This window comes from Burkholderia sp. M6-3 (assembly GCF_050858985.1).
Classification (GTDB): Bacteria; Pseudomonadota; Gammaproteobacteria; order Burkholderiales; family Burkholderiaceae; genus Paraburkholderia; species Paraburkholderia caledonica.
On sequence record NZ_CP110092.1, the window covers coordinates 321740 to 344682 of the forward strand.

Below are 22943 nucleotides of genomic sequence, written 5' to 3' on the forward strand. Positions count from 1 at the left end.
TCTTTGGCAGCGGATGCGATGCGCGGAATGGATGAGATGCAGGAGCCCCTGTTCACGACGGTCAAGCTCTAGGACTTCGTCCCGGCAGATCACCCTGCGACCGATCCGGTTGCTGGTGAATGACGCGTTGAAACGGCTCAACGGGCTGTTCAGCGTCATCTACGCGGACACGGTCCGTGCCGTGATTGCGTCTGAGAAGCTGATGCGGGCGCTGCTGTTGCAGGTGTCTACTCGGTGCGCAGCGAGCGCATGCTGATGGAGCAGTTGCGCTAAAACCTGCTGTTCCGCTGGTTTGTCGGGCTGGCGATTGAGGACGCGGTGTGGGACCACTCGGTGTTCTCGATGAACCGCGACCGGCTTCTGGAGCATGCAGTCGTGGAAGCGTTCTTCACCGAAGTCATGGGTCTGGCAGACAAGCGGGGCTTGTTGTCGAGAGAGCATTTCTCGGTGGACTGCACGCTAATTCATGCGTGGGCCAGTCACAAGAGCTTCCGCCGCAAGGACGGCCCGGACGATGGTCCGCCAGCCGGCGGTGGCCGCAACGCCGACACTGACCGGAAAGGCGAGCGACGTAGCAATGCCACGCACGAGTCGACTACTGATCCGGAGGCGCGATTGTTCAAGAAGAGCCACAGGAGCCCGGCCATCCTGTGCTACCACGGTCACATCCTGATGGAGAATCGCTCGGGGCTGGTGGTCGGCGCCGTGGTCAGTCACGCAGATGGTTTCGCCGAGCAGGCCAGCGCATTGCAATTGCTCGATTGCATGCCAGGCGCTCATGCGAAGACAGTTGGTGCCGACAAGGCGTATGACACCCGCGACTGCGTGAACGATTGCCGCGCTCGCAACGTGACACCGCATGTCGCGCGCAAAGATGAGCGTTGGGGCGGCAGCGCAATCGACGGTCGCACTTCGCGGCATACGGGGCTACCGGATTAGCCAGATCGTCCGCAAACGAATCGAAGAGCATTTCGGCTGGGGTAAAACGGTCGGTCGGATCTGGCAGATGGTCTATCGCGGTATCAAGCGCGTCGACCAGCGCTTCAAGCTGACGATGGTTGCGAGCAATCTGACCCGCATGGCCCGAATGCCAGGGGTGGTGCCGCAAGCAGCGGCGCGATGAGCCGTCACGGCGTGAAGACTGCGCGCCAGCAGGGCTGCATGCGTGCCCATGCCCCGCGCGCATCGCGCGGCAAACCGGTAGTTCAGCGGGAAATTGCACGCGCAAGTCTCCTGAACGTAGCTTCGGTCGTCATGACGGGGCGCGTTTCAACAGCCTGCTAGAGAACACCCGATGAACACCCGATCGATATGCTCTGCCGCGAGCGGTGAGCGGTGAGCGGTGAGCGGTGAGCGGTGAGCGGTGAGCGGTGAGCGGTGAGCGGTGAGCGGTGAGCGGTGAGCGGCGATTGTCGATGTTTAATGCGTCGGCTTATCTGCCATGTCGCGGAGATATTCAATTAACGCTTGCGGATCGACTGGCTTGACGAAGTGCTGATCACATCCGGCTTGCCGTGAACGCGCAATGTCTTCCGGCCCACCGAATCCGCTGAGCGCAACAAGTACGGCGCATGCGGTTTGCGGAAGCGCCCTTAGCCGCTGCGCCAGTACATGCCCGCTGATCCCAGGTAAGCCGATGTCGAGCACCACGGCGTCGGGACGAAACGCTTCCGCGACGACAATCGCCGTTTCCCCATCAAAGGCGCATCTAGCTTCATGCCCGTGGAGGATGAGCGCCAGTGATTCAGCGGCATCACGGTTATCATCGACAATGAGTACGCGTAGCTGTCTCATCGGTTTTCTACGCGAATGCTTCGAGTCTGTAATTACGGTGGCTAATGTTGTCGTTGGCAGCGTTACAGTGAATTGCGATCCCTTTCCTAACCCGTCGCTGGCTGCAGTCACGCGGCCACCGTGCATAGCTACGAGGTTTTGGACCACAGAAAGCCCGATACCCAGTCCGGGACGCCACCGACCATCTGGCGCGGCAAGCTGAACATACGCCTCGAACATGTGGACGAGCTGCGACGCGGGGATGCCCATGCCCATGTCGCTCACAACAAGCTCAACCCGATCGCCACGAACTGCCGAGCGTACGGTGATTTCAGTTCCATCGCCCGAGAATTTGATTGCGTTGTCAAGCAGATTTGAAAACACTTGGGTCAATCTTGTCCGGTCACCGTCTACAAAGACAGGCCGCGCGGGCATCGTGACGTTGATAGGACTGTGGTGCTCATCCGCGATGGGCTGATTAATTTCCACAGCGCTCCGGATCGCCTCCCGAATATCAAACACTTCACGTTGCAATCGGATTTTTCCGCTGCTGATACGTGAAACATCCATTAGATCGTCAATCAGACGAGTCAAATGTGAGCACTGCCGCTCAACAGTCATACATGCCCACTCGGCCTTAGGCGGCATGTCTGCGCTAACCTGCCTTAGAATTTGCGCCGCATTGCGGATCGGCGCAAGCGGGTTTCTCAATTCGTGAGCTAGTGTTGCCAAAAATGCGTCTTTGCGGCGATCCGTCTCCCGAAGCGCTTCCTCTGCGAGCGTGCGTTGCGTAATGTCACCTAAGGTCCCAATGAAAGACTGGACCAGACCGTCCGCAGTCGTTTCGAAGCGGCCGTGCATCTCCACCACGCGCGCCGCTCGGTCGTCGACACGCAGGATTCGGAAGATGGAGTGGAAGTCGTCACCATTTTGCATGCTCGCCATGTAATGCGAAATTACCGCTTCGGCATCATCCGAATGGACAAGCTCGCGCACAAACGCCCTGCATGAAAGAGGTCCCAATGACTCGGGTTGACCTGTGATTTGATACATGCGCGTATTTTCCCAGACCCCAGATCGCGTCGGAACATCCCACTCGAAAATACCTAGTCCAGCTGCCGATGCGGCAATTCTGAGCCGTACCTCGCTCTTTCGCTGGGCGTCGAGAGCCTCGTCGCGCTGGGCAATCGTCGCGGCGATGCGGTCATCCTGTTCGGCAACGAGCTGCCTAATAGCGGTGTGTATGGTGGCGCTGAATAAGTCCTCAAGAACCTGATGAGCCGCAGCTTGCGCAGCACGAGCTATTGACGTTGCAGCGAAGAACTCGCGTGCGGCCCGGTGCATAACGCGCTCCAGCTGGTTGAGCTCTCGGTATAGCTCGTCAAGCTGATAGCCACGCGTCCATCGATCACGACCATGTGCTCTAGCATTGCTTTGCAAGCGGGCGAGCGTAATGTTTTCCATCCGTAACGCCGAACAGATCTCCTCGTAAAGGGAGGGAAGGTGATCGACCAGTTGTCCAGTGGGCAACATACCGGCCTGCACTAACTCCGGGTCTGACCGAACAGCGCGAAGCCAGCGGCGGGTCACTAGCCCCCTTCTCCGCTCCAGATATACGGCAAGCTCAGGGAAAGGTCCAAACTGCGGTAGCGTCTTAATCATCTGGTCAATGTGAGTAACAGGAGCCGTTTTGCCGCGTGGCTACGAAGATTCTCAAAGCTTCGCCAGCGCAAAGTGTAGGCTGCTTCCGCAGTTGCGACTGTCATACATCCCGACCGCTGACAGTGGCGCAGGGGTAGAGGCACGTGTGGCGGCCAGAAGCTTGCAAACTGTCCTCCGAAGTGATGCGCATTGGCGCATGTTTTAACCGCGAAGATTGCCGCAAGTCAACCTACGATTTGGAAGCAAGCCGCTTCGTCCCCGGCACGCCGTCTACGTCCCACCCTTCATGATCGATTACCTCAGCTAGAGCCGCTTCGAACATCTGGACCGCCCGGTTCGCTGCATCGCCTAGATGGCGATGCAGAAGCGCGTCGGCGGGGGAGTGCGACTGACAGGCATCGCTGTATCGTTCAAATGCCGACAGCTGCAGCACCAGTTCGGAAAGGTGCCGGGAACACTCGCAGGCTATTGTGGACGACAATGCCCCGAATCGCGCCAGCGCCGCGTCGTCAAAGCGACGTTGCGACCGCAGCCATAGGCCGCGCTGGCCGGCGTCGCGCCTGTTTCGGTCGTTTAGGATCAAAACGAGTTCGGCCACAATTTCATCCGCACGCATAGCCCCATCCGAAGCTTTTTTAAGTGTCAAACCTTCGAGAGCTGCCAGCTCGATTGCGCGCTTCGTCCCAAACGGAAACACCACTGCTGTCTCGGCTGCACCGAGACGCTCCGCTGCTGCCACGATCCTCTTCACAGTCTCGTCGTAAAGCGCCGCTACTTGAACAATCAAGCCGGTCGCGCGGCCGTCAATACTGTCGCTCAGCAGGGCATCGAGGCTGTCAAACTGCGCAACGACCGATCGACTCGACACCTGCAGCGGAAATCCGGCCATTACGATTGCGACTTGGCCAGCCTGAGCTTCGTCAACTTGGGGCGTTTCGCGTCTGGGGACGCTCATAAGGAGCGCTTCAAGCGTTGATGTGCTCATCTTCGCTATTGATCCGATGGCATGTCCTTTGTCGACCAGCGACTTGAGAAGCCGCAGCCGATGCAGATCTTCCTCGGAGTAAAGCCGCTGGCCGGAATCGCTCGTGGGAGGCGATATAGCTCCATATCTTTGCTCCCAGATACGCAGGGTTGCGGCCGGCATACGCGCAGCCTTCGCAGCTTCTCCGCTTCTATACTGCCGAATCCTCAAATCGCGCTTCGACACGAGGCAATCTCACTTTTGCAGGTTAATGTCAAACTCATCGCGAGTTCAAATTTTAACTCGCGCCGACTACATGCACAAGTGCTTTTTGGCGGCTATGTCGAGCACTGGTTCTTATGGCACGGGTAGCCTTGCAGTACATCGCGGCCTTTATTGGCAGGGTCCGGCGATCGAGGCGCTGCGACTGCGGGTACGCGAGAGCCCCCAGTGGAGTTGACGATAAGCCCGACATTCATGCTCCGTCTCAACTTCTCATGGCTCGTTGTTCGTCGCGCTCGTAAGCCACTTTCCTTGCCATCACTTTTTTGACCGTAGCGGAGTCCGCCACCACGTCGATTTCTATGACCGTTGCGGCGCCTATGATGAACTGATCGGAATACTCACCGCAAGGACGTCGACGTCTGAATGAGCCGAGGCCATCTCTTGGCACTTTGCTTGGCGACGTCTGCCGAAACCGGTCTATTGTAAAAAAAATACATTCCTCCAGAGGGTGGCTCGGAATGCAGGTTGAGGCAGGCTTTGAGGTGGCTAGCGGGATCATGCCTTCGCTACCATGATAGGAGAAAAAAGGACGCTTTCCATTGATCAGCCAACAAGCCCGTTACCGCGTCTTTGAGCACCTCTTCATCGCCACCGGTGTCTTCCTGTCCGCGCCCAGTTCCGCGCACATGTTCGCGCCCCGAGGGTCTTTGCGGTCTCTGTCGACCGGTCCCATCATTACCGCCATCGCGAGTGGCGAGTGTCAAGAAGCACAGCGGTAGAACGCAAGTCCACAGGATTTGAGCTTTATGCTCTTGCAGAAATGGTACGCTGCGTACGTCGATCGAAAAGCGGCACTGCCGCAATCATGCGAATGAACTGGTGTTGGCGACGCGGCAGCAGCCGTTTATCCGTGTGCAGCATGGCGATGTTACTTCGCAGCGAACGGCGCCAAGCCCGCGGCGTTCAGCGTGGCCGGCGTCCGCGAGCAATCGCAGGCTGGTGGGGGCGTGGCTCGCTAGCACGGTGGCGTCCAAGCGCTCGGGGCCGGCCTAGTCCGTGACCACTGTGACGCAGTTCGCATCTTTGAGTATCTCATGAACTATCAGCGCTGCCCTCCCGAAAATGCCGGTGCCCACCGCAGCAATGCGCGGGCCGGGCTGCGTCCTGACGGGTGCACAATGCATCGAAAGACGTCTGCTCTTCGCCGGTATCGGGTTGCGTTCTCACAGATGCAAAGAACCCGGTGAACAGATGCATGCGTCCAGCTCAATCGTCGTTATCCGGTCGCTCAAAGCCGGGCTGCCCGAGTTGCGAGGGCACCTGCGGCACGCGCATGAACCGCCACGTGTCGTAGCCCATTGCATCGAGCCGGGCGAGCAGCGCGCGGTAGTCGTCGTCGCTGATCTGCGGTTCACGCGCAAAGATCCATCCGAGCGTCTTATCTGGGTAGCCGAGAATTGTGTAGCGATAGTCGGGATCAACATAAAGCGTAAGCTGGGTGACATACACGGGCCAGAATAGCCGGACGTGCCACTCGCCGCCGCCGCTGCCGGGCTTCACGGTATCAAGAAACTGGTACCGCCGCTCGGGCTGGTCAAAACCGCCCTTGCGGCCGATGAACGTGTCGTCGATGCGGCCGTCCGGGCGCAGCGTCCACTCGGCGCGGCTTGCGACGAAGTGCCGTTCAGCGAAGTACGGCATATGGGCAATTACGTACCAGCGGCCCATGTAGCGCGGCAGGTCCACGGGTACCGTCTTGAGCGGTAGCGTGGCGCGGAGATTTTGATTGGGTGGTCTGCTCATACAACCCGTCAGGGCCCCGAGCGCGACGGCGAAGGCGAGCGTTGCGGCGAGAAGTTTGAAGCGGGAAGTCAATCCCCAGCCGCAACCCAAGTCGACAATGCGCTGCGCGTCGGGGGGCACCGCGCGCATCGCGTAGCAATCGGGCATGGCTGCCCCGGCCAAGGCCAGCGTTTCGTCGCCGCGCTTGTAGTAAGCACACGAGTACTTTTTGTGCTGTCCGAGATGGGCCTCGAGAAGCGCGGCCGACACTTCGTATTGCCGGGGATTGGCGAATGGCGTTTCAATCGCGATAAGGCCTGCACGCAATTCGGCGACCAACCGCTGCAACGCTCCAGCGCTGCGCTCGCTGTTTACTCTGCCATCGTCACGCAGGCGTGCTCGGAGTAGCCGACGAATGCCAAACCGTAACAGCGCTGCGGACAGCAATCGGCGCTCGCGGCAGGAGATGATCCAATGATTGTCGATGGTCTCGGCGTTGCGCGAATTGGTGAGGGTCGTACTCATCTTACGGGTCGTTGTGTGGAGTGGGCTTGTGGTGGGGCAAGGCGATCGCGCTGGTCGTGCGATGGCGACCACGGAGTCAGTGCACTGCCGTGCGCAGTCCACGCCGTAGCCGGCACGCATTCTGACGAGAAGTGCTTCAGGAAGCGGAATTCCGGAGATCTTTATCGAGAGCTAGGCCATCATCAGGAGTGAATCAAAGGTAATTCGGCGCACGGCAGTGGAAGTGCGAGCACGGTTGAAGCGAGCCAATGCGTGAGCTCGGAAAAAGTAGGTGGGCCTGCGAGCACCGCGACAGGCACGCGCGGCAAAGGTCGTTCCGGCGTCGGTCGTCGGCGGTCGAGTCGGTAATCGGCTAGAGCTTTGCCAGCCATGGCCCCAACCAGACCGCGATGGCGCATGTTGTGTCGATGGGCGAGGTCGACGCGGTTGAGAACGCAAGCACTGTGAAGATCGTAAGCGTGCGGCGCGTCGCTCGCGACGGTGAGCGGCAGCGCAATCGGATCGGAATAAATTGCGCGGCGGTGGCCCCGCCCCCCCACTAATCGCGAAACTGCCGGTTGCGTGCGGCCTCGGGCTTGACGGAAATGCGGCGCCACAGATGCGTGACAGGCGGCATGCCCCCATACGACGCCACCTCGCACGGCGAGCAGCCGCTTCAATCGCACGCCCGGTCCGTCGAGCGCCGAATATACCGCCGCGCAGACTGGGGCGGCGTCCCATACGGAGTCCATCATGCCAGCGTCGTCAGTGCGTAGTCGCCACAGCCAGACGACGGCATAATTTAAGGCCAGCTCGGCTACAGACACTGCAACGACGGCGTTTGGGCACATCACGGCATGCTCCATATGCGATTTATCTCTTTTTACGGACGACTCGTTGGTTTGGATGCATCAGATACAGAGAGGTCTTGATGCCAGAACAGAAAGGCCCCCAATCGGCGGCCTATGTGCCTCGGTTTGCGGCTACCGCAGCTCGGATCGTCAGGCGAATTTCATCCCGCCCGCCACGATGACTATTACGGTGGGATGACCGCTGGGCGACGCACCTAGAGAGAATGAAAGGGACTTCCCCGTCCCGAGGCTGCGGCGGAAGCCGCGAGTCGGCATCAATGTGCCAGGATGAAGTTGCGAACGTTCATCGACACCAACGAAAGGGGAAGTCCATGCCTATTGTCACTATCGGAATCGATCTTGCCAAGAATGTATTTGCCGTTCACGGTGTGGACGAGAGCGGTAAAGCGACGCTGATCAAGCCGCGTGTTCTGCGCGATGAACTGGCGGATTGATCGCACAGTTGCCTGCGTGCCTCATTGGCATGGAAGCGTGCTGCGGCGCGCATCATTGGGCCCGCCATGTTCCAGCAGCGCGGCCATAACGTCAAGCTTATGGCGCCCAATCTTGTCGCGCCTTATCGCATGGCGGGCAAGCGCGGCAAGAACGACGCGGCAGATGCTGCTGCAATCTGCGAAGCGGTGACGCACCCGAGCCTGCGGTTTGTGCCGCTTAAAGACGAACATCAGCAGGCGACGCTTTGCCTACATCGGACACGACAAGGCTTCGTCGAAGAGCGGACTGCAACCTACAACCGGTTACGAGGCCTGCTTTCGGAATTCGGCGTGGTGCTGCCACAGAGCCCGGAGAAGTTGCGCAGGTACATTACGGACTATCTGGACACATTGCCTGGCTGAGCGAAGCGCAGTATCGGCGATCTGCTTGAGCACGCCAGCCATATCGAGTTTCGCCCGCTCGAATACGACCGTGCGATCGCCGAGAACGCGCGTGAGGATGCGCGTGGCAAGAGGCTGATGCAGTTGCGCGGCATCGGCCCAACCACCGCCAGTGCGCTGCTCGCCAGCATCGGTGCCGGGCACGACTTCAGAAACGGCCGACAGGTGGCGGCCTGGATCGGACTCACGCCCGGTCAATACTGCAGTGGCGGCAAGGCGAGGCTGGGCAGCATCACGAAGGCTGGCGACGCTTACCTGCGCGGCCTGCTGGTCAACGGCGCCCGAGCCGTTATTGCCAGTCTCGGCGAGAAACAGGATCGCCTCAGCCGATGGGTTCGAACTTTGATCGAGCGCCGGGGCTCCTGGTCGGCCGCCATCGCGATTGCCGCAAAGAACGCGAGACTGGCGTGGGCAGTGCTGAAATATGGCGATGACTTCAAGCTCGAACCAGTGGCAGACTGACTACGATTCGAGGCTGTCGGCAAACCTTCGACGCGAAACGGGGGCAGACATTATGTGCACATAGAACGATCACTTTGCACTGCCAGCGGTGAGGTGAAGCGGGTTGGACCCGCGCGGAGCGTACCTTGGATAACACAGCGGGGATATCCATTCCCGGCTAGAGAATGAGGCCTCCTCGCGCGTCTTTCCTCAGGGTCCGGACCATTGGTCCAACACGACCGGTTGTAGAACCGCAGTCCTTCGCCTTCTCACCCGCACCAGCGCGGCATTGCAGTATGTATCAACAGCGAACCTCGATTGAGCTTCTGCTCAAACGGGGAGCCCTTGTAGCGTGTTAGATCCTGTGAGCAGGAGGCTCGACTCGCTGACGCCTAAAATCAGCTTGTCAACGCTTGTTCAAAGGGAAACCATCATGCACATACAACAGGTGTCCAGGCCATGTGCCGAGGAAGTTGTACTTGCGGTGTCGCTCGAGCTGGCAATGGCCAAGTAGAAAGTTGCGCTACATGATGGCCACCGCGATCAGCCAGCCGTGCAGGCGGTGACGCAGCCAGAGGCCGCATCCCGCCTGCAGGCGGTGCTTTCCTTGATTAAACTGCACCGGCAGAGATGAGCGTTGCCACCCGAGCTACGGATCGTCGTGAGCTACGAGGCAGGCCGGGACGGGTTCTGGTTCTATCGTGCCTTGCAGGCCCGCGGGACCCCATGTTATGTGGTCAATCCCGCTAGCATCCCGGCTGAACGCCAGAAAAGGCGCGCCAAGACGGAATACAGCCTGAAGTGAACATGCACGTCGAAGTTCCGGCTTTGCAACACGCGTGGTATGCGCATCTGGCGGTACTGCTTGACTGCTTATGGCGAAACCGCCAGCATAGCCGAAGCGCCTCCGACCCGTCCGTGCAACGAACGCGATGGTCATGCAAGGCATTCTGATTTGCGGGCGTAACGTCCCACTCGCCGAACGTAGACGAACTGCAAGTCACTGACCCGCCAACCCGCCAACCCAATCGTAACGCTTCGCGTCGTGCGAGCCTACTTCGCATCCCACGCATCCTCTTCGCCACGACGGTCGTACGATCAAGAGCATCTTATCGATGGTCGACGCAGGGTCTGGAGATACGCCTTGAAAATCCCTTCCGATACCAACACATCCGCTCCTACGGAAGGTACGGCGGCCGGGCATCGAAGCCCAGCCGAACTGCGCAGCCAGTACGGCGTTGAACGCGACACATTCCAGAACAAATCCGGTTACGCGGACGGACAACTGTCCGGCCTACTCGATCTACGGCACCAACGCCAGCAACCCGGCGTGCCGATGGTGGCATCGAAACCAAGGATTGCTACCGTCACCGTAGGGGGACAAACAAAGTCCAAGGCAAAGGAAGCGGAAGACTTGTATCCTGGCCTCGCCCCCACCACGCCCAGCGCGACTGCCCGCATGAAGGCGAACTTGAAGGCAGGCGCGACACCCGAAAACGTCGCGAACGCACATGCCGCGCTCGTCCAGGATGGCTATAAGTTCATTGGCTATCACGGCACGAACAAAGTCGGTAGCGACGCAATGCTCGACGGCATGGACCCCGCCAAAATCGGCTCGGGCGGCGGGACGGACAAAGGTCACGGCTTCTATGTCGCGAAGCATCCGAACTATGCGCAGGACTATGCCGATTCAGCCGCGCACGACCCCGATCAAGTCGACATGCGATCGAACAAAGCCAAGCCCTACGAAGGCGACCGGGGTGTCGAGCAGGTGGTCCGCGTCTATGCGAAAAACACCGAGGGCATGCGGCATCAGAAAGACCTTGCGTGGGGCGTCGAATCGTCCAGCGGCGATCCGAATCACGACAAACGCGTGACGGCCGACCACACTAGTGCCGATGGACTCGATTCGAACGGGAAACTGTTGGAGACAGTCGTCGTCCCGCATCATTTCGGCAACCTCGCGACCATTCCATCGGCCGATCCGCAAGCGGAGAAAACGACACTGGATTCGCATGGAAAGGCGAAGTGGCCGTCGCACGAAATCTAGAACAGCAATCCAGTTTCGTGCGAAATCACGAATGGCTATGCCTTTTACTGGATCAAGTCGTTCGAACACAAGACCAAGGAAGGTGTCTTCGAATTTCTGACTCCATGCTTGGGCCACGATATTCTGCGCGTTCTCGAACGCTGGTCCGCACCGTATCGGATGAGGCTGGCCGAACGGTTTCAGGAATGGGAAGCGAATCAAGGGCAAAGGACGCGCCGGCGCCTGCAACAGATCACTGCCGCCCGCGCCAATCTCGGCAAGCTGTTTCTTGGAAACCGCCTTCGGGGCATCGCCGATGTCCGGCACTGGGTGGGCAATGCGCATCGGAAGTTTGCTGAGGAGACCGGAGTGGAGAGGGCTCTACCGCGGCACCAGATGCGGCGGCTATATGCCTATTCCTTCGAGCGGCATCGGCTGGATGGCCTATTGTTCCGCAAGGAGCGGTTCAAGTACTCATCGATCAACATGACCAGCTATACGCCGCCAGCCCGCACTAGGACGCCGCCCTCCACGACGAAATTCTGGAGGGAATCCGGGTACGACCGTCTAGGGCAAGGTGCTGACTGCTCCGTTCGGGCGGAACTTTAATGACGAACCGATAACGAACACTCATCCGGCCGTCATGAAAATTTCTCTAAACTGGCGACATCAAAACGCGCGGGACCAAACCTGTCACCTTCCGACAACGCCGCACGGCCCGGATGGTCACTTCAAACTCCCCCACTTGTGGTCGCGCAAACTCCTCCACCCGACAGCAGGACAAGGTTGTTTTTTTAGCTCGCTTTAGTTTTGCGCGCAAGGGTTTCAGCAGCCTCCTTCAGGCGGTAACTTCGGCCGTCGAATTCAAGCGAGTGGCAATGGTGCATGAGTCGGTCGAGAATGGTGCTGCTCATGGTGTTATCACCGAGGTAGGCACCCCAGTTTTGGACAACGCGGTTGGACGTGACCATGGTGCTGCGGCGTAGTTTGTATCGTTGATGAACGAGGGTTTGCAGTAGAGCACCAGCGGCATCCGGAATCGATCGTGACACAAACAGGTCGTCCAGAATCAGCAGATCGCAGTCGAGAATGTTGCGCAGACGTTTCTCCTGCTGGTCGGATTCGCTCAGGCTGAAACGCGCAAAGAAGTCGTCGGTCTCGAGATACTGGACCTTATAGCCCTGCATCACGGCCTGGTTGGCGACGGCCTTCGCGATGTGCGATTTGCCTGTGCCAGGTTTGCCGATGAGAAGTGCATTCTCGCCAGCAGAAACGAACTTCAGCGTTCGCAACTCCAGACACGCCTGACGCGGGAGTTTCGGATTGAATGGCCAGTCAAATTCGGCGAACGTGAGCTTCTCGCCAAGGCCGGACTGCTTATGCCGACGTTCGATCAGCCGGGACTGGCGACGGTCCAGCTCGTCCTGCAGAATGATCGGGAAGGTTTCGAGGAACGGTTGATTTGCCGCCTGCGCCTGCAATACGCGGGTCTCCAGCGTGTCGCGCACGCCAGACAGGTGGAGCTGTTTGAGCGAACGCTCGATTTCGGGCATCGACATGGTCATTCGTCGGTCTTTCCGTTGTTCACCGACAATGGGTTGAGTTGCTGTCGCGCGCCGAGACTGAACAGTTCGCCGTATTCGGCCGCTGGACGGATTAGCGCGTGATCCTGGGTAAGAGGCAAAGCGAACTGGGGCGCCTGATCAAGCTGTTCCAGCGCATGCTCGAACAGTCGCTCGACCAGCTTGCGAACCTGTTTGTAGGATTGAAGGTGATACTGCAGTGCCTGGCCGCAGGCTTGTTCAACGATGCGGGTGGGGTATCTCTTCGCGAGACCGACGATGCCCCACATACCCCGCTGGCCAACGCGTCCCTGGGCGTCAAACATCCTCTGGCAGAGTGCCTTCGTTTGCGGCCCGATGTCCCCTGCGGCTGAGAGCAGGAAGGCCGTTTGCCGGGACGGGTTGAACGGGCGCTCGTCCTCGGGTAGCAGCAATTGACCGGGCTCGGTGAAGCGCGGGTGAATGCGTAGCAGCGCTTGTGTCTGCCGATCGCGAACTTCAATGGTTGAATCGAAGATGCGCACCAGCACCGTGCTGCCAATCGCGGCAGGACGGGCCGCGTACCAGCTGTGGTCGATGCGAACGGTAGTGTCGTCGGAGACAGTGCGGACCACCTGTTTGAAGTAGCGCAATCCAGTCGGGGGCAATGCCCGCAAGTGCGGCTTCTTCTCCTCGAACATCGACTCGACCTGACGGCGGGCGCGCCCATGCAGGCGCTTCGATGCCCAGTTCGCCTCCCAGCGCACGAGCAACGCGTTCTGCTCTTCGATTGAGTCGAAACTCCTGCCACGCAGTGCGGTGCCCTGCGTATGCTGGATCGCGTTCTCGACCGTACCCTTGCGGTTCGGATCCCGAATGCGTGCAGGGTCAGCGACGACACCATAGTGCTCGAGCATCGCGGCGTAAAGATGATTGATCTCCGGCTCGTACAGGTCCGGCGTAATAACCCCTTCCTTGAGGTTATCGAGGACAACGTACTGAACACAGCCACCGAAATAGCGGAACGCTTCTTCGTGCAGTCGCGCCCATACCTCCTGTCCGGATTTGCAGACAACCCGCCGGAAACTGTGGCGCGAATAGCGCAACGTCATCACGAATAGCCGTGGTCGCCGATAGCGTCCAGTCTTCGGATCGCGGGTCGGAGCGCCCTCGCCATAGTCAACCTGGGCCTCCTCGCCGGGCAGGAAATCGAGCCGGTCAAATTGCGCGGGATCGATGTGTCGCAGCGCGCGCACGAACCGTTTGACGCTCTCATAGCTCGCACCAAACGAGAACTCGTCGACAAGATCCTGATAGATAGCCTGGGCGTTTCGCTGCAGACGAACCTGTTCTTCGATCCATTTCCGATCCGGCTCGCACAACGTGTCGGCAGGCGCGGCCTGAAAAGCCGGTGGTCGCGGGAGTGGAGGAGTTTGATCTGAGGGGCCCAAGCCGATGGTCGCGGGGATGGGGGAATTCGCGGACGCGGTTGCGCGTGCAGCGAAGATCGCCGTGTAGCGGCGGATCGTCTTGCGGTCGATTCCAGTGATCCGATGAATCTCGCGCTGGCTCTTGTTGAGTTCCAGCAACGTGAACACCGTACTTTGCTGATGCGGCTTCAAGACGTTCAACTCCCACCTCCCGGGCTGGCCAAGGAGGTAAATAACGTCCTGCTACATGGCGCGACCGGCGACAAACGTCACTTCAGATCGGACCGCAAGGTGGGGGAGTTTGAAGTGACCACACCCTGAGGAATTTGGGTAACCACCCGGGGCACGGGTCGCGTTGCGTGCTTGGTATGCGGGCTCGATACCCGCGCAGCGTTCTCAGCCACATCCAGCGCAGCTTGGTCGCATTTGGAGCAACCCGCCACCGAGCCGACTCGCACCGGCGCATTCGGCAAGCGTTCCGCCACGTCGACCGACATCGTCGCGTGCACGATCGAGACACTACGCGGCCTGCCGGCCCCGATGCCGCGCATCGCTGATACCGTCGACGGGTGATTGCCCCAGCGGACTGTCGAGACGCTGCACGCGCACGACATCCGGACGCTGACCGACCAAGTCGGTGATTTCTTTGCCGCCTACGCACAGTTGACCGAACGGGCACGAGCCTTTATCACCACCAGCCCTCGCCGGGGCATCGTGCCGGTCTGCTCGGTGACGAAGTGAAAGGGGCACGACAGTTGGATCAGGTCTTTGCTGAGCATGGACACTCATGGCGATCACGCCCGGAAAAGATCCAACTTCAGTTCCGAATCCGACTTAGATCATCGATTTTCAAAGAGAACGTTTCGTCGGTGCTGGTCAAATTCGCGAGAAATTGCCCACGTCCCGACTAATGAAATGGTCCGCCCCACCTCTCCAGACGCGCTAAGCTGGGAAGGCGACTGTAACGGGAGATGATCATGGACTACGCGACGCTCGTTGGGATCGACCTTGGCAAGCAAACCTTCCATGTGCACGGACAGGACAGCGGGGGCAAGGCGGTGTTCAGAAAGAAGTTTGGGCGCAAACAACTCATCGAATTTCTCGCGACCTGCCATTCCTGTACTGTCGTCATGGAAGCGTGCGCCGGCTCTCACTTCATGGCGCGCAAGCTGTCCTCGTTTGGTCACGAGGTCAAGCTGATTTCGCCGCAATTCGTGCGGCCATTCGTGAAATCAAACAAGAATGACTTCATCGATGCCGAAGCGATTTGCGAAGCGGCATCGCGTCCGGCAATGCGATTTGTGACGCCGAAGACCGAGTCGCAGCAAACGCTGTCGATACTTCACCGCGTGCGTGAATCGATGGTGCAGGACCGCACGAGGACGATCAACCAGATGCACGGCTTCCTGCTTGAGTTCGGCGTCAGCCTGCCAGCCGGCAAGACCGGTGTTCCGCGACTGCCGGAGATTCTTGATTTCCATCCTTTGCCGCCCCGTCTTGTTGCCATCCTCAAGCGGCTACATGAGCACTTCAAGTATCTCCAGCAACAGATCGGTGAGATCGATCGCGAACTAGCACTGCAGCTTGCTGATGACGACGCGGGGCAGAGACTGATGGGCATTCCGGGGATTGGACCAATCACTGCGAGTGTGCTGGCCTCTGAGATTGGCGACGGCACACAGTTCAGATGCGGTCGAGACTTTGCAGCTTCGCTTGGTCTTGTGCCCCGTCAGTACAGTACCGGCGGAAAATCCAACCTTCTCGGGATCAGTCGACGGGGCGATAGCCATATCCGAAGTCTTCTTGTGCAGTGCGCCCGGGCATACATGCGCTTTCTGGACAGGCGAACCGGACCCCTCGCGGAATGGGCCCGCGTGCTGGCCAGCCGGCGTCATTCGAACGTCGTGGCGTGCGCGGTGGCCAACAAGCTGGCCCGAATCGCATGGGCGATAGTCGCCCGACACACGAGCTTTAACGCAGGACTTGTGGCCTTGCCGGCCTGAACCTTTCCAGGAGACCCATCAACACCTCGGCTTTTGCGACGCCTGACACTGATGACCGGAACGGCACACCGGCCTGCGGAAAAACCCGGGAAGTAATGAGGCTTAGAAAGCCGCACGACTTTATGGGAGCTGCAGGCGCGAACTTCATCATGGCGCGGGGCTCAGCCCTAACCAACGACGCCGGATAGATTTGAGCAAGCCAACCTGTCCTCACGCACAAGGGGTTGCAAATCTGGGGCGGACCATAGATTTACTTCGCAAAGCGGAACAATACTTCGGCCGACGTCATCCGTTATCACCTTTCAGTAGTCGAAATCCGAACATTGTCACTCGGGACCCTGCGGAAAACGATCGACAACTGTTCTGCAATGGAATTGTAGTCAGCCCCAATAATTCGGTCGGCTTCGTAATCGGCGAAGGCACTGTCATAAAGGGAGTAGGCCCCGCCGCGAACAGCGTTCCAGTCCCCTTGGCGGAGGGCTCTCTCAACTTCCGCCAAGCGGGGCGCGAATGCTCTTGCCTGTCGCCGTTGCTCTTCGGTACCCGCGGTCTCGCCGAGGCTTAACCGCATGGTAGGCAATTCGTCAAGTCCCCGCTGTTGCCCTCGGCGATGCAGGTGTGCGGTGCGTGCAATTTCTTCCTGCGTCCGCATATCTGTCGGAGCTATCTGGATTGCGGAGGCTGGCGCGCGCGGACCGCCGCTTGCGGCGACAAACGCCTGTTCCATGCGTGAAATTATCCGTCGCCTCCCAAGGGCTGGCGCGAGCGGACCGCCGCCTGCGGCGACGCGGGTCGCCGCGTCCCGCGCGTCAGCGATGTCCTGCGGATGCATCAGGTTGTTCGCGGCAATTGCCTCATCGGCCGTCGCTCCGCGTAAGATAGCCTCATATGCGGCCAGCCGTGCAACATCCCGCGCACGGGGACCGCCGCTCGCGTCGACACGGACTGCCTGTGCCCGCGTGCTAGCCATATCCTGACGATGCGTCAGGCTGTTCGCGGCGACCGCCTGATCGGCCGTCGCACCACGTTCCATCGCTTCGGATCCAGCCCCGAGTGCATTGGCCGGCGCGGGCGGGCTGCCGCTCATATTCCTTGTCCGTCCACCTAGGCCCTGCAAGGAGCCGGGCAGAGGAGCGCCAAAGGGCCTCTCAGAGGTTTCCTGTCGTTGCGATTGGCCATTTGTAGAATTTTCAGTGCTTGAGCCGTCGATAGAAAACGACCGGCCGCCTCGAATGGGGGACGTCGACATGTGCTTGTTCGGAAGATGGGACTTCCTTGACTTTATATTCATGTTCTCCCCTCCTTAAACCGGCACCGCAAATTTGAAGCGGAAGGCGAAAAAAGCATCGCGTCTCTCGCCATGCTGCGCAGTGGAGGAAGATACCGCCATGCATCGCTGAAAGTCACTGTTCACCCGTTCGGAAGCTTACGTAGCCCCCAGTTCCATCTCTCGCAGGAGCCTAATCCTAGAGCTAGAGCTAATAGAACCATTCGATAGACGGTACGGCAATCGGGTAGCTCGATATGACGAGCGGGTGCAACAACGGACCGATTGCGCAGGTGATGTGATGCGACACGCCTCCCTCCTCTAGCAATACCGATGCGTACCGATCAGAGACTACGCGCAAGTCCAGCACGAACTCGCCTCGCCCGGACACGTCCTCGGGCCGATGCACTTGAGTTCGCCCGCATCGCTCAGGGCCGCTATTCCGCATTTTCGAGACGGCCGCTCATCTATCTTCGCTAGACGACAACCGCAAGTTGACCGCTGTCGAAGATTACGCCGGCATAGGTATCTATCCAACGCAGCCGGAAAAACGCCCGCGGCAACGCCATGCGGGGTTGGACTGCCGCGGGGGCCAGCTTCCTGATATTGCTTCCGCCAGCCCAATACCTAGTCGGCCCTGAACAATTCGTTTCTCATGTCGCTGGCGTCACGCGATCACGACGGCAGCACCGTTGTAGTTGAACAAGGCAGCGAGAATGAAGACAAAAAGAAGCCGCAGCTTCCGGAGGATCATCCGAAGGTTGCGGCCGCCGCCGCGCAGCACAGCGTGCATCGCGTCGCCCAGCGCTCCTTTTAGCCAGTTCCTGTCGAGTTTCCGTCCGCCTTCATGTGGCCGATGGCGGGCTCGATTGCGCTGCGTCGCCTGATCATCGCCCTCAGTGCGCGCGTGATGCCGCGCCGCAGGCCGGGGTGATAGACCTTCACGCCATCAATCGCGACGCCCTTGTAGCCACGGTCCACGACGGCGACCTCTGGCGTGACATCGCTGAGGATCGCCGCCTGCTCCAGCGCCTCAGCCAGCGTGTGGCCGTCGTATGGGTTGCCCGGCATCGAGCGCCTCCCCACCACGACCCCTTGCTTGTGAGTCATCGTGATCGACACCTTCGCGCCAAATTCGTATGGCGTGCGGGCCTTGCCCTTGGCCAGACACTCGACTTCCGGTGCGTGCAGGGCATACAGCTTGTTCTTGTCCTTGGGCTTCTGCGACAGAATCCGCTTCGTGCGGCCAATCAGCTCCTGTAATGCCGCGCGGCTGCAATCGGCCACCGCGTCGAGTTGCCGCTCGACATCGCGCACCACCCGACCCACAAGCGAGCGCAACGTGCGCAGGGTCTTTCTCATCCGTTTGTATCGCTTTGCATGCGCGTAACGACTGATCTGCCTGGCCAGCCATGGCGCCTCGCGGTTGTAGTTCTGGCGCAGCTTCAGGCCGTGCCTCGCAGCAGCCTTCACCAGATGTCCGCGACACCGCTCGAGCAGGAGTGAATCGGTAGGATGCGCGATCGCCTTCTCCATGACGGTCGTGTCGACGATTACGCGTTTCACGCTTGAAGCCTTGATTACGCCGGCGCGCTTGGCTGCTTCAATCGTCTCTGCCAGCAGCTCCTCAACTCCAGCTTCACCCAGCCGCTTGCGCCAGTGTGTCGCGCTCGAAGGGTCGATTGGCGGTTCCGTCCGCAAGTAAGTCTCGCCAGTGAACAACTGCCAATACAGGTTCTCGCCCCATTGCCAGACGACCTCTTCGTCGGACCGGTCGAAGGCGTGTTGCAGGTATAGCAGGGCCGCAATCAGGCGCGGTGATGTAGCCGGGCGCCCCTTGCCGGGAACGAAGCGCTCACTCATTGACGCGCCCAGCCGTTCCCAGTTGATCAGGTCAGCCAGACGCACGAACGGATGCTCTAGGTTGATCTGTTCACGCAGCGGTTGCCGGAAGAAAATCTCCCTCCGTCCAGGTGTCTTGAGACCCATCCGCACCCCGTCAGAAATTGCAGGATTCACGCATCAATATGCCAGGTCCCTGCAATTCCCACCACACCATTTGGCCCGTAAAGCCTCACCACACAAAGACTTCCGAATTGTTGAGGGCCGACTACCTAGTTCGGACTGACGCCGTGCCGACGGGCCGCTGTGGACCCGCTGCGACTGGCGCTCACGTTTCTCGCACGGTGCCGATTTTTCTCCGTGCGCCGACGACAATTGAGGTCTTCGATGCGAGGGCTATTCCACTGCTGTTCTTCCATACAAGACATGATGGCCTTCAGGGAAACGCGACATAGGCGTTCGTCCGATAATCGGACGACCTTCACGGAACGGCGGAGAAAGTCATGGACAAGGTCAAGCTTTACTTCGGTCTCGACGTACACAAGGACTCGATTGCAATCGCGTTCGCCACGGCGCGTTCACGGAGCGATCCTCAGTTCGTCGGGACGACCCGCTACAGCGTCATTTCGCTAGCCAAAGCACTTTCGAAGCTTGGCACACCATCGGACATCAGCATTTGTCATGAGGCAGGTCCCTGCGGATATGGGCTCGTCCGGGCGCTGCGCGAGCAGGGCTATCAATGTGAAGTGGTTGCTCCATCGAGGGTCGCCCGCCGACCGGCTGACAGGATCAAGACAGATCGTCGCGACGCACTACTGCTAGCGAGACTGCATCGGGCCGGAGAACTTGTTCCAGTTACCGTTCCCGAGCCACAGGATGAAGCCATTCGCGACCTCGTTCGTGCCCGTGAGGATGCCGTAAGCGATTTGCGCAGGGTGCGACAGCGGCTGAAGTCCTTTCTGCTTCGCCACGGTCACGCATATACGGGTAGTCGCTGGGGGCCGAAACACGAACTCTTTCTTTCAAAGATCACATTCGAGGATTCCGCCCAGCATATCGTCTTCACCGAATTTCGGATGGCGGTGCGGTTCGCCTCCGAACTCGTCGAACGCCTCACGCAGTCGCTGCGTGCCCACGCCGAGACCTGGCGTTGGCTGCCGATCGTCAAAGGCTTGATGACCCTCCGCAGCATTGATTTAATCTCCGCACTGACCATTGTCGCTAAACTTGGCGATTTGCGACGCTTCCCGCATCCACGCGAATTCATGAGTTACCTGGGCCTTGTACCGTCGGAACACTCCAGCGGGAACACAAAGCAACGCGGCGGTCTGACGAAGACAGGCAACACGCATGTGCGCAGGATACTTGTCGAGGCAGCGTGGAATTATCGGTTGCCCGCGAGAATCGGCGAATCGCTATAGCCTCGGCTCGAAGGACAACCTCGATGTATCACCGACATTGCCTGGAAAGCGCAGCTTCGGCTCTGTCACAGATTTCGTCGGCTTCGCGCACGAGGTCTCCATCAGAACAAGACGTGTGCGGCAATCGCGCGTGAACTATGCGGATTCATCTGGGACATCGGAACGCGACTGCAGCCAGCCTGAACATCCCAGTACATTTTCCTCGACTTATTCAGTACGGAGCTGCTATCGAAAAACCTCTATCTTCCACCTGATCGGTAACGCGGCACCGGGCGCGATGTGGGGAATCCTCGAGATTTTTTTGTGAGCACGCGACTGCGTGATCTCCGTGGTCAAGAGCGAGGCAGCCCCGTGACGGAAAGATGAAATGCGGTAACCAGCCCGCGGATATGAGCTTGATCCATCGTCGATAAACAGCCCCTATGCCGCGTTACCAATCAGGTCGGATACGTTGACGTTCGAGATCGCGGCAGCGAGAGCTACGCTCGTCCTGCTTGCAAAAACAGGCCATATGAAAAATGTATATCCAGCATCGCTCATTTATATTGTACTCATGAAAGCAGTTCGAGCATTCTGTATCGAAATGGTGATGTTGCGCCACCCATTAACCGCCTGCTTTGGCAAATGCATATCATTGCGTGGTTACTCGCGTTTAGACGGCGGAAAGCCCCAAGTACAACGCTGGCCAAAATAATGGAGGTCCGACCGTGGCAACAAGGTCGCCGCAGGGCGTCAATGTCGCGACCTATGTCACGGCTGCCGCGATGCTAGCTTCAGGGGTGATCTTACCAATGTAAGGCGTCGCCTATGCGGTCGAATTTTTTACTCGCGGCGCTCATGAGGCGTCAGTTGCACGCAGTCATTGCGGTCCGCTCGGCCGGCAACTTACGGTTGTTTATCGACGAAGATAGCCCATTTGCCCATTTCCATCAGAACAGTGTACTGCAGACACAAGCTCGGTGCCTGACTGCTAAGAAATAGAACCGAGCGAGCTGGAATAAACGCCATGTGGATGTGTTCACCGGCCTATAAGCCATCAATCGTCTAGTTTCACAGGGAACCCAATTATGAAGAATGCGATGCGTGCAGCCGCCGCGCTTTGTCTGTCATTCGCTTGCAGTTATGCCGCCGCCCATTCCACCTTGCACGTGTATGGGCCTGGCGGCCCCGCTCCCGCGATGAAGGAAGCAGCCGCAGCGTTTGAAGAGAGAACCGGCATACAAGTTAATGTCACGGCCGGTCCGACGCCCGCCTGGATCGATCACGCTCGCGCAGACGCCGACCTGATCTACAGCGGTTCGGAAACGATGATGTCCGACTTCGTGGTTGCCATGGGTGACGAACTGGCGGCCGACGCACCAATGCCGCTCTACCTCCGTCCGATGGCAATTCTCGTGCGCCCTGGCAACCCCCGCCATATCCACGGCCTTGCAGACTTGCTCAAACCCGGCGTGAAGGTTCTCGTCGTCAACGGTGCAGGACAGAACGGAGTATGGGAGGACGTAGCGGGCCGCCTCGGCGACACTAACACGGTGGCCAGTTTGCGCCGCAACATTGTCAGCTACGCAGGCAACAGTTCCATCGCGCGTCAGACGTGGATTCAGCAGCCGAACATCGACGTGTGGCTGACCTGGAACATCTGGCAGGTTGCAAACCCATCGTTGGCCGAAACCGTGCAAATTGAGCCACAGTACGCCGTCTATCGTGACTCAGGTATCGCTGTAACCAAGCGCGGAGCTGATAACCCGGCAGCGCAGCAATTCGCGAAGTTTCTGAAGTCACCCGCTAGCGCAAAGATCTTCGCACACTGGGGGTGGATAACAGGGCTCCCTCAGCACGGCGTCCAATCATCGAGTTAAGCGTTACTTTTTGTTAATGCACTGACCGCGATTAACTACGCTTCTCCTTGCCCTCATGAAGTCGCGCGAGCAGGCAGTGTCAGCGCCGGGCCGAATGGCTTCATGTAAGCCAGCCTGTTGTTACTAGGGAAGTTTGTGAGTCGTAGGATTGGGGTGGCGTGATTCTGTTCGATCGCCTCTCGCGCGGCGTCGCATTTGCTCAAGCCGTCAAGATGCACTCCGCGTACGCGGTCGGGGTTTTTCGCTATCAGATGGCGCGGAGAATCCGCCGGTGAGTTTCATACGCCAGCTGTTATGAAATCGGCGCCAGTGGGACTCTTGATGGAGTCTCCAACGACCTCGTCGTCATCAAGACGGAGCGTGTGGAAGCAGCCCTGCGAGACCTCGCATCCAAGCTCGAATTGGTCGAGGGCCTCCTGACGATGCGGTTTTGCACGCGCGTCTATGGGGTCC

The 22943-nt window shown here is 59.2% G+C and carries 10 protein-coding genes and 7 pseudogenes; 8 read left to right on the forward strand and 9 right to left on the reverse strand.

Features of this window, described 5'->3' with window-relative positions; translation table 11 throughout:
- The first annotated feature begins 18 nt into the window (after positions 1 to 18).
- A pseudogene (locus tag OH764_RS34110) lies at positions 19 to 1123 on the forward strand (IS5 family transposase).
- A 296-nt stretch (positions 1124 to 1419) separates the two neighbouring features.
- Here OH764_RS34110 and OH764_RS34115 read toward each other — a convergent pair.
- The 5 genes and pseudogenes from OH764_RS34115 to OH764_RS34135 form a co-directional block, all read right to left on the reverse strand.
- A complete protein-coding gene (locus OH764_RS34115) occupies positions 1420 to 3237 on the reverse strand; it encodes a hybrid sensor histidine kinase/response regulator (RefSeq protein ID WP_498851385.1) in 1818 nt (605 codons plus the stop codon).
- A 427-nt stretch (positions 3238 to 3664) separates the two neighbouring features.
- Entirely contained in the window at positions 3665 to 4645 is a 981-nt protein-coding gene (locus tag OH764_RS34120) for a MerR family transcriptional regulator (protein ID WP_498851386.1), read from the reverse strand.
- Between the two features lie 861 nt (positions 4646 to 5506).
- Positions 5507 to 5700: pseudogene (locus tag OH764_RS34125) on the reverse strand (NAD/FAD-binding protein); the annotation flags it as partial.
- Between the two features lie 190 nt (positions 5701 to 5890).
- Complete coding sequence (locus OH764_RS34130) at positions 5891 to 6499, reverse strand: lipocalin family protein (RefSeq protein WP_498851750.1); 609 nt, start codon at positions 6497 to 6499, stop codon at positions 5891 to 5893.
- Positions 6500 to 7051, reverse strand: a pseudogene (locus OH764_RS34135) (SAM-dependent methyltransferase); the annotation flags it as partial.
- A gap of 1042 nt (positions 7052 to 8093) precedes the next feature.
- Between OH764_RS34135 and OH764_RS34140 the strand changes: the two are divergent.
- The 4 genes and pseudogenes from OH764_RS34140 to OH764_RS34155 all read left to right on the forward strand — a co-directional run bounded on the left by OH764_RS34140 (position 8094) and on the right by OH764_RS34155 (position 11736).
- A pseudogene (locus tag OH764_RS34140) lies at positions 8094 to 9119 on the forward strand (IS110 family RNA-guided transposase).
- A gap of 412 nt (positions 9120 to 9531) precedes the next feature.
- A pseudogene (locus tag OH764_RS34145) lies at positions 9532 to 9888 on the forward strand (IS110 family RNA-guided transposase); the annotation flags it as partial.
- 354 nt (positions 9889 to 10242) lie between these two features.
- Positions 10243 to 11148, forward strand: a complete 906-nt coding sequence (locus tag OH764_RS34150; protein WP_498851387.1) for a hypothetical protein — start codon at positions 10243 to 10245, stop codon at positions 11146 to 11148.
- A 108-nt stretch (positions 11149 to 11256) separates the two neighbouring features.
- Positions 11257 to 11736 (forward strand): hypothetical protein, encoded by a 480-nt coding sequence (locus OH764_RS34155; protein WP_498851388.1) that lies wholly within the window; start codon positions 11257 to 11259, stop codon positions 11734 to 11736.
- 185 nt (positions 11737 to 11921) lie between these two features.
- Here the strand turns inward: OH764_RS34155 and istB are convergent, their stop codons facing one another.
- The gene (istB, locus tag OH764_RS34160; RefSeq protein ID WP_498851389.1) at positions 11922 to 12692 is read right to left on the reverse strand and encodes an ATP-binding protein; all 771 of its coding nucleotides are present in this window, start codon (positions 12690 to 12692) and stop codon (positions 11922 to 11924) included.
- On the reverse strand, positions 12689 to 14299 hold the full coding sequence (istA, locus tag OH764_RS34165) for an IS21 family transposase (protein WP_498851390.1): 1611 nt from the start codon (positions 14297 to 14299) through the stop codon (positions 12689 to 12691). The genes istB and istA overlap by 4 nt, the downstream gene beginning before the upstream one ends.
- Positions 14300 to 15075: 776 nt before the next feature.
- On the opposite strand from istA, the gene OH764_RS34170 reads away from it, so the two are divergent.
- Positions 15076 to 16101 (forward strand): IS110 family RNA-guided transposase, encoded by a 1026-nt coding sequence (locus OH764_RS34170; RefSeq protein ID WP_498851391.1) that lies wholly within the window; start codon positions 15076 to 15078, stop codon positions 16099 to 16101.
- Positions 16102 to 16396: 295 nt separating this feature from the next.
- Here OH764_RS34170 and OH764_RS34175 read toward each other — a convergent pair whose 3' ends face one another.
- On the reverse strand, positions 16397 to 17134 hold the full coding sequence (locus OH764_RS34175; RefSeq protein WP_498851392.1) for a hypothetical protein: 738 nt from the start codon (positions 17132 to 17134) through the stop codon (positions 16397 to 16399).
- Between the two features lie 901 nt (positions 17135 to 18035).
- Positions 18036 to 19357, reverse strand: a pseudogene (locus OH764_RS34180) (IS5 family transposase).
- A gap of 356 nt (positions 19358 to 19713) precedes the next feature.
- Between OH764_RS34180 and OH764_RS34185 the strand changes: the two are divergent.
- Together OH764_RS34185 and OH764_RS34190 are read left to right on the forward strand one after the other, a co-directional pair.
- Positions 19714 to 20814, forward strand: a pseudogene (locus OH764_RS34185) (IS110 family RNA-guided transposase).
- An 884-nt stretch (positions 20815 to 21698) separates the two neighbouring features.
- Positions 21699 to 22490 carry a substrate-binding domain-containing protein gene (locus OH764_RS34190; protein WP_498851393.1) on the forward strand — a complete coding sequence of 264 codons (792 nt, stop codon included), beginning with the start codon at positions 21699 to 21701 and terminating at the stop codon, positions 22488 to 22490.
- The last annotated feature ends 453 nt before the right edge of the window (positions 22491 to 22943 follow it).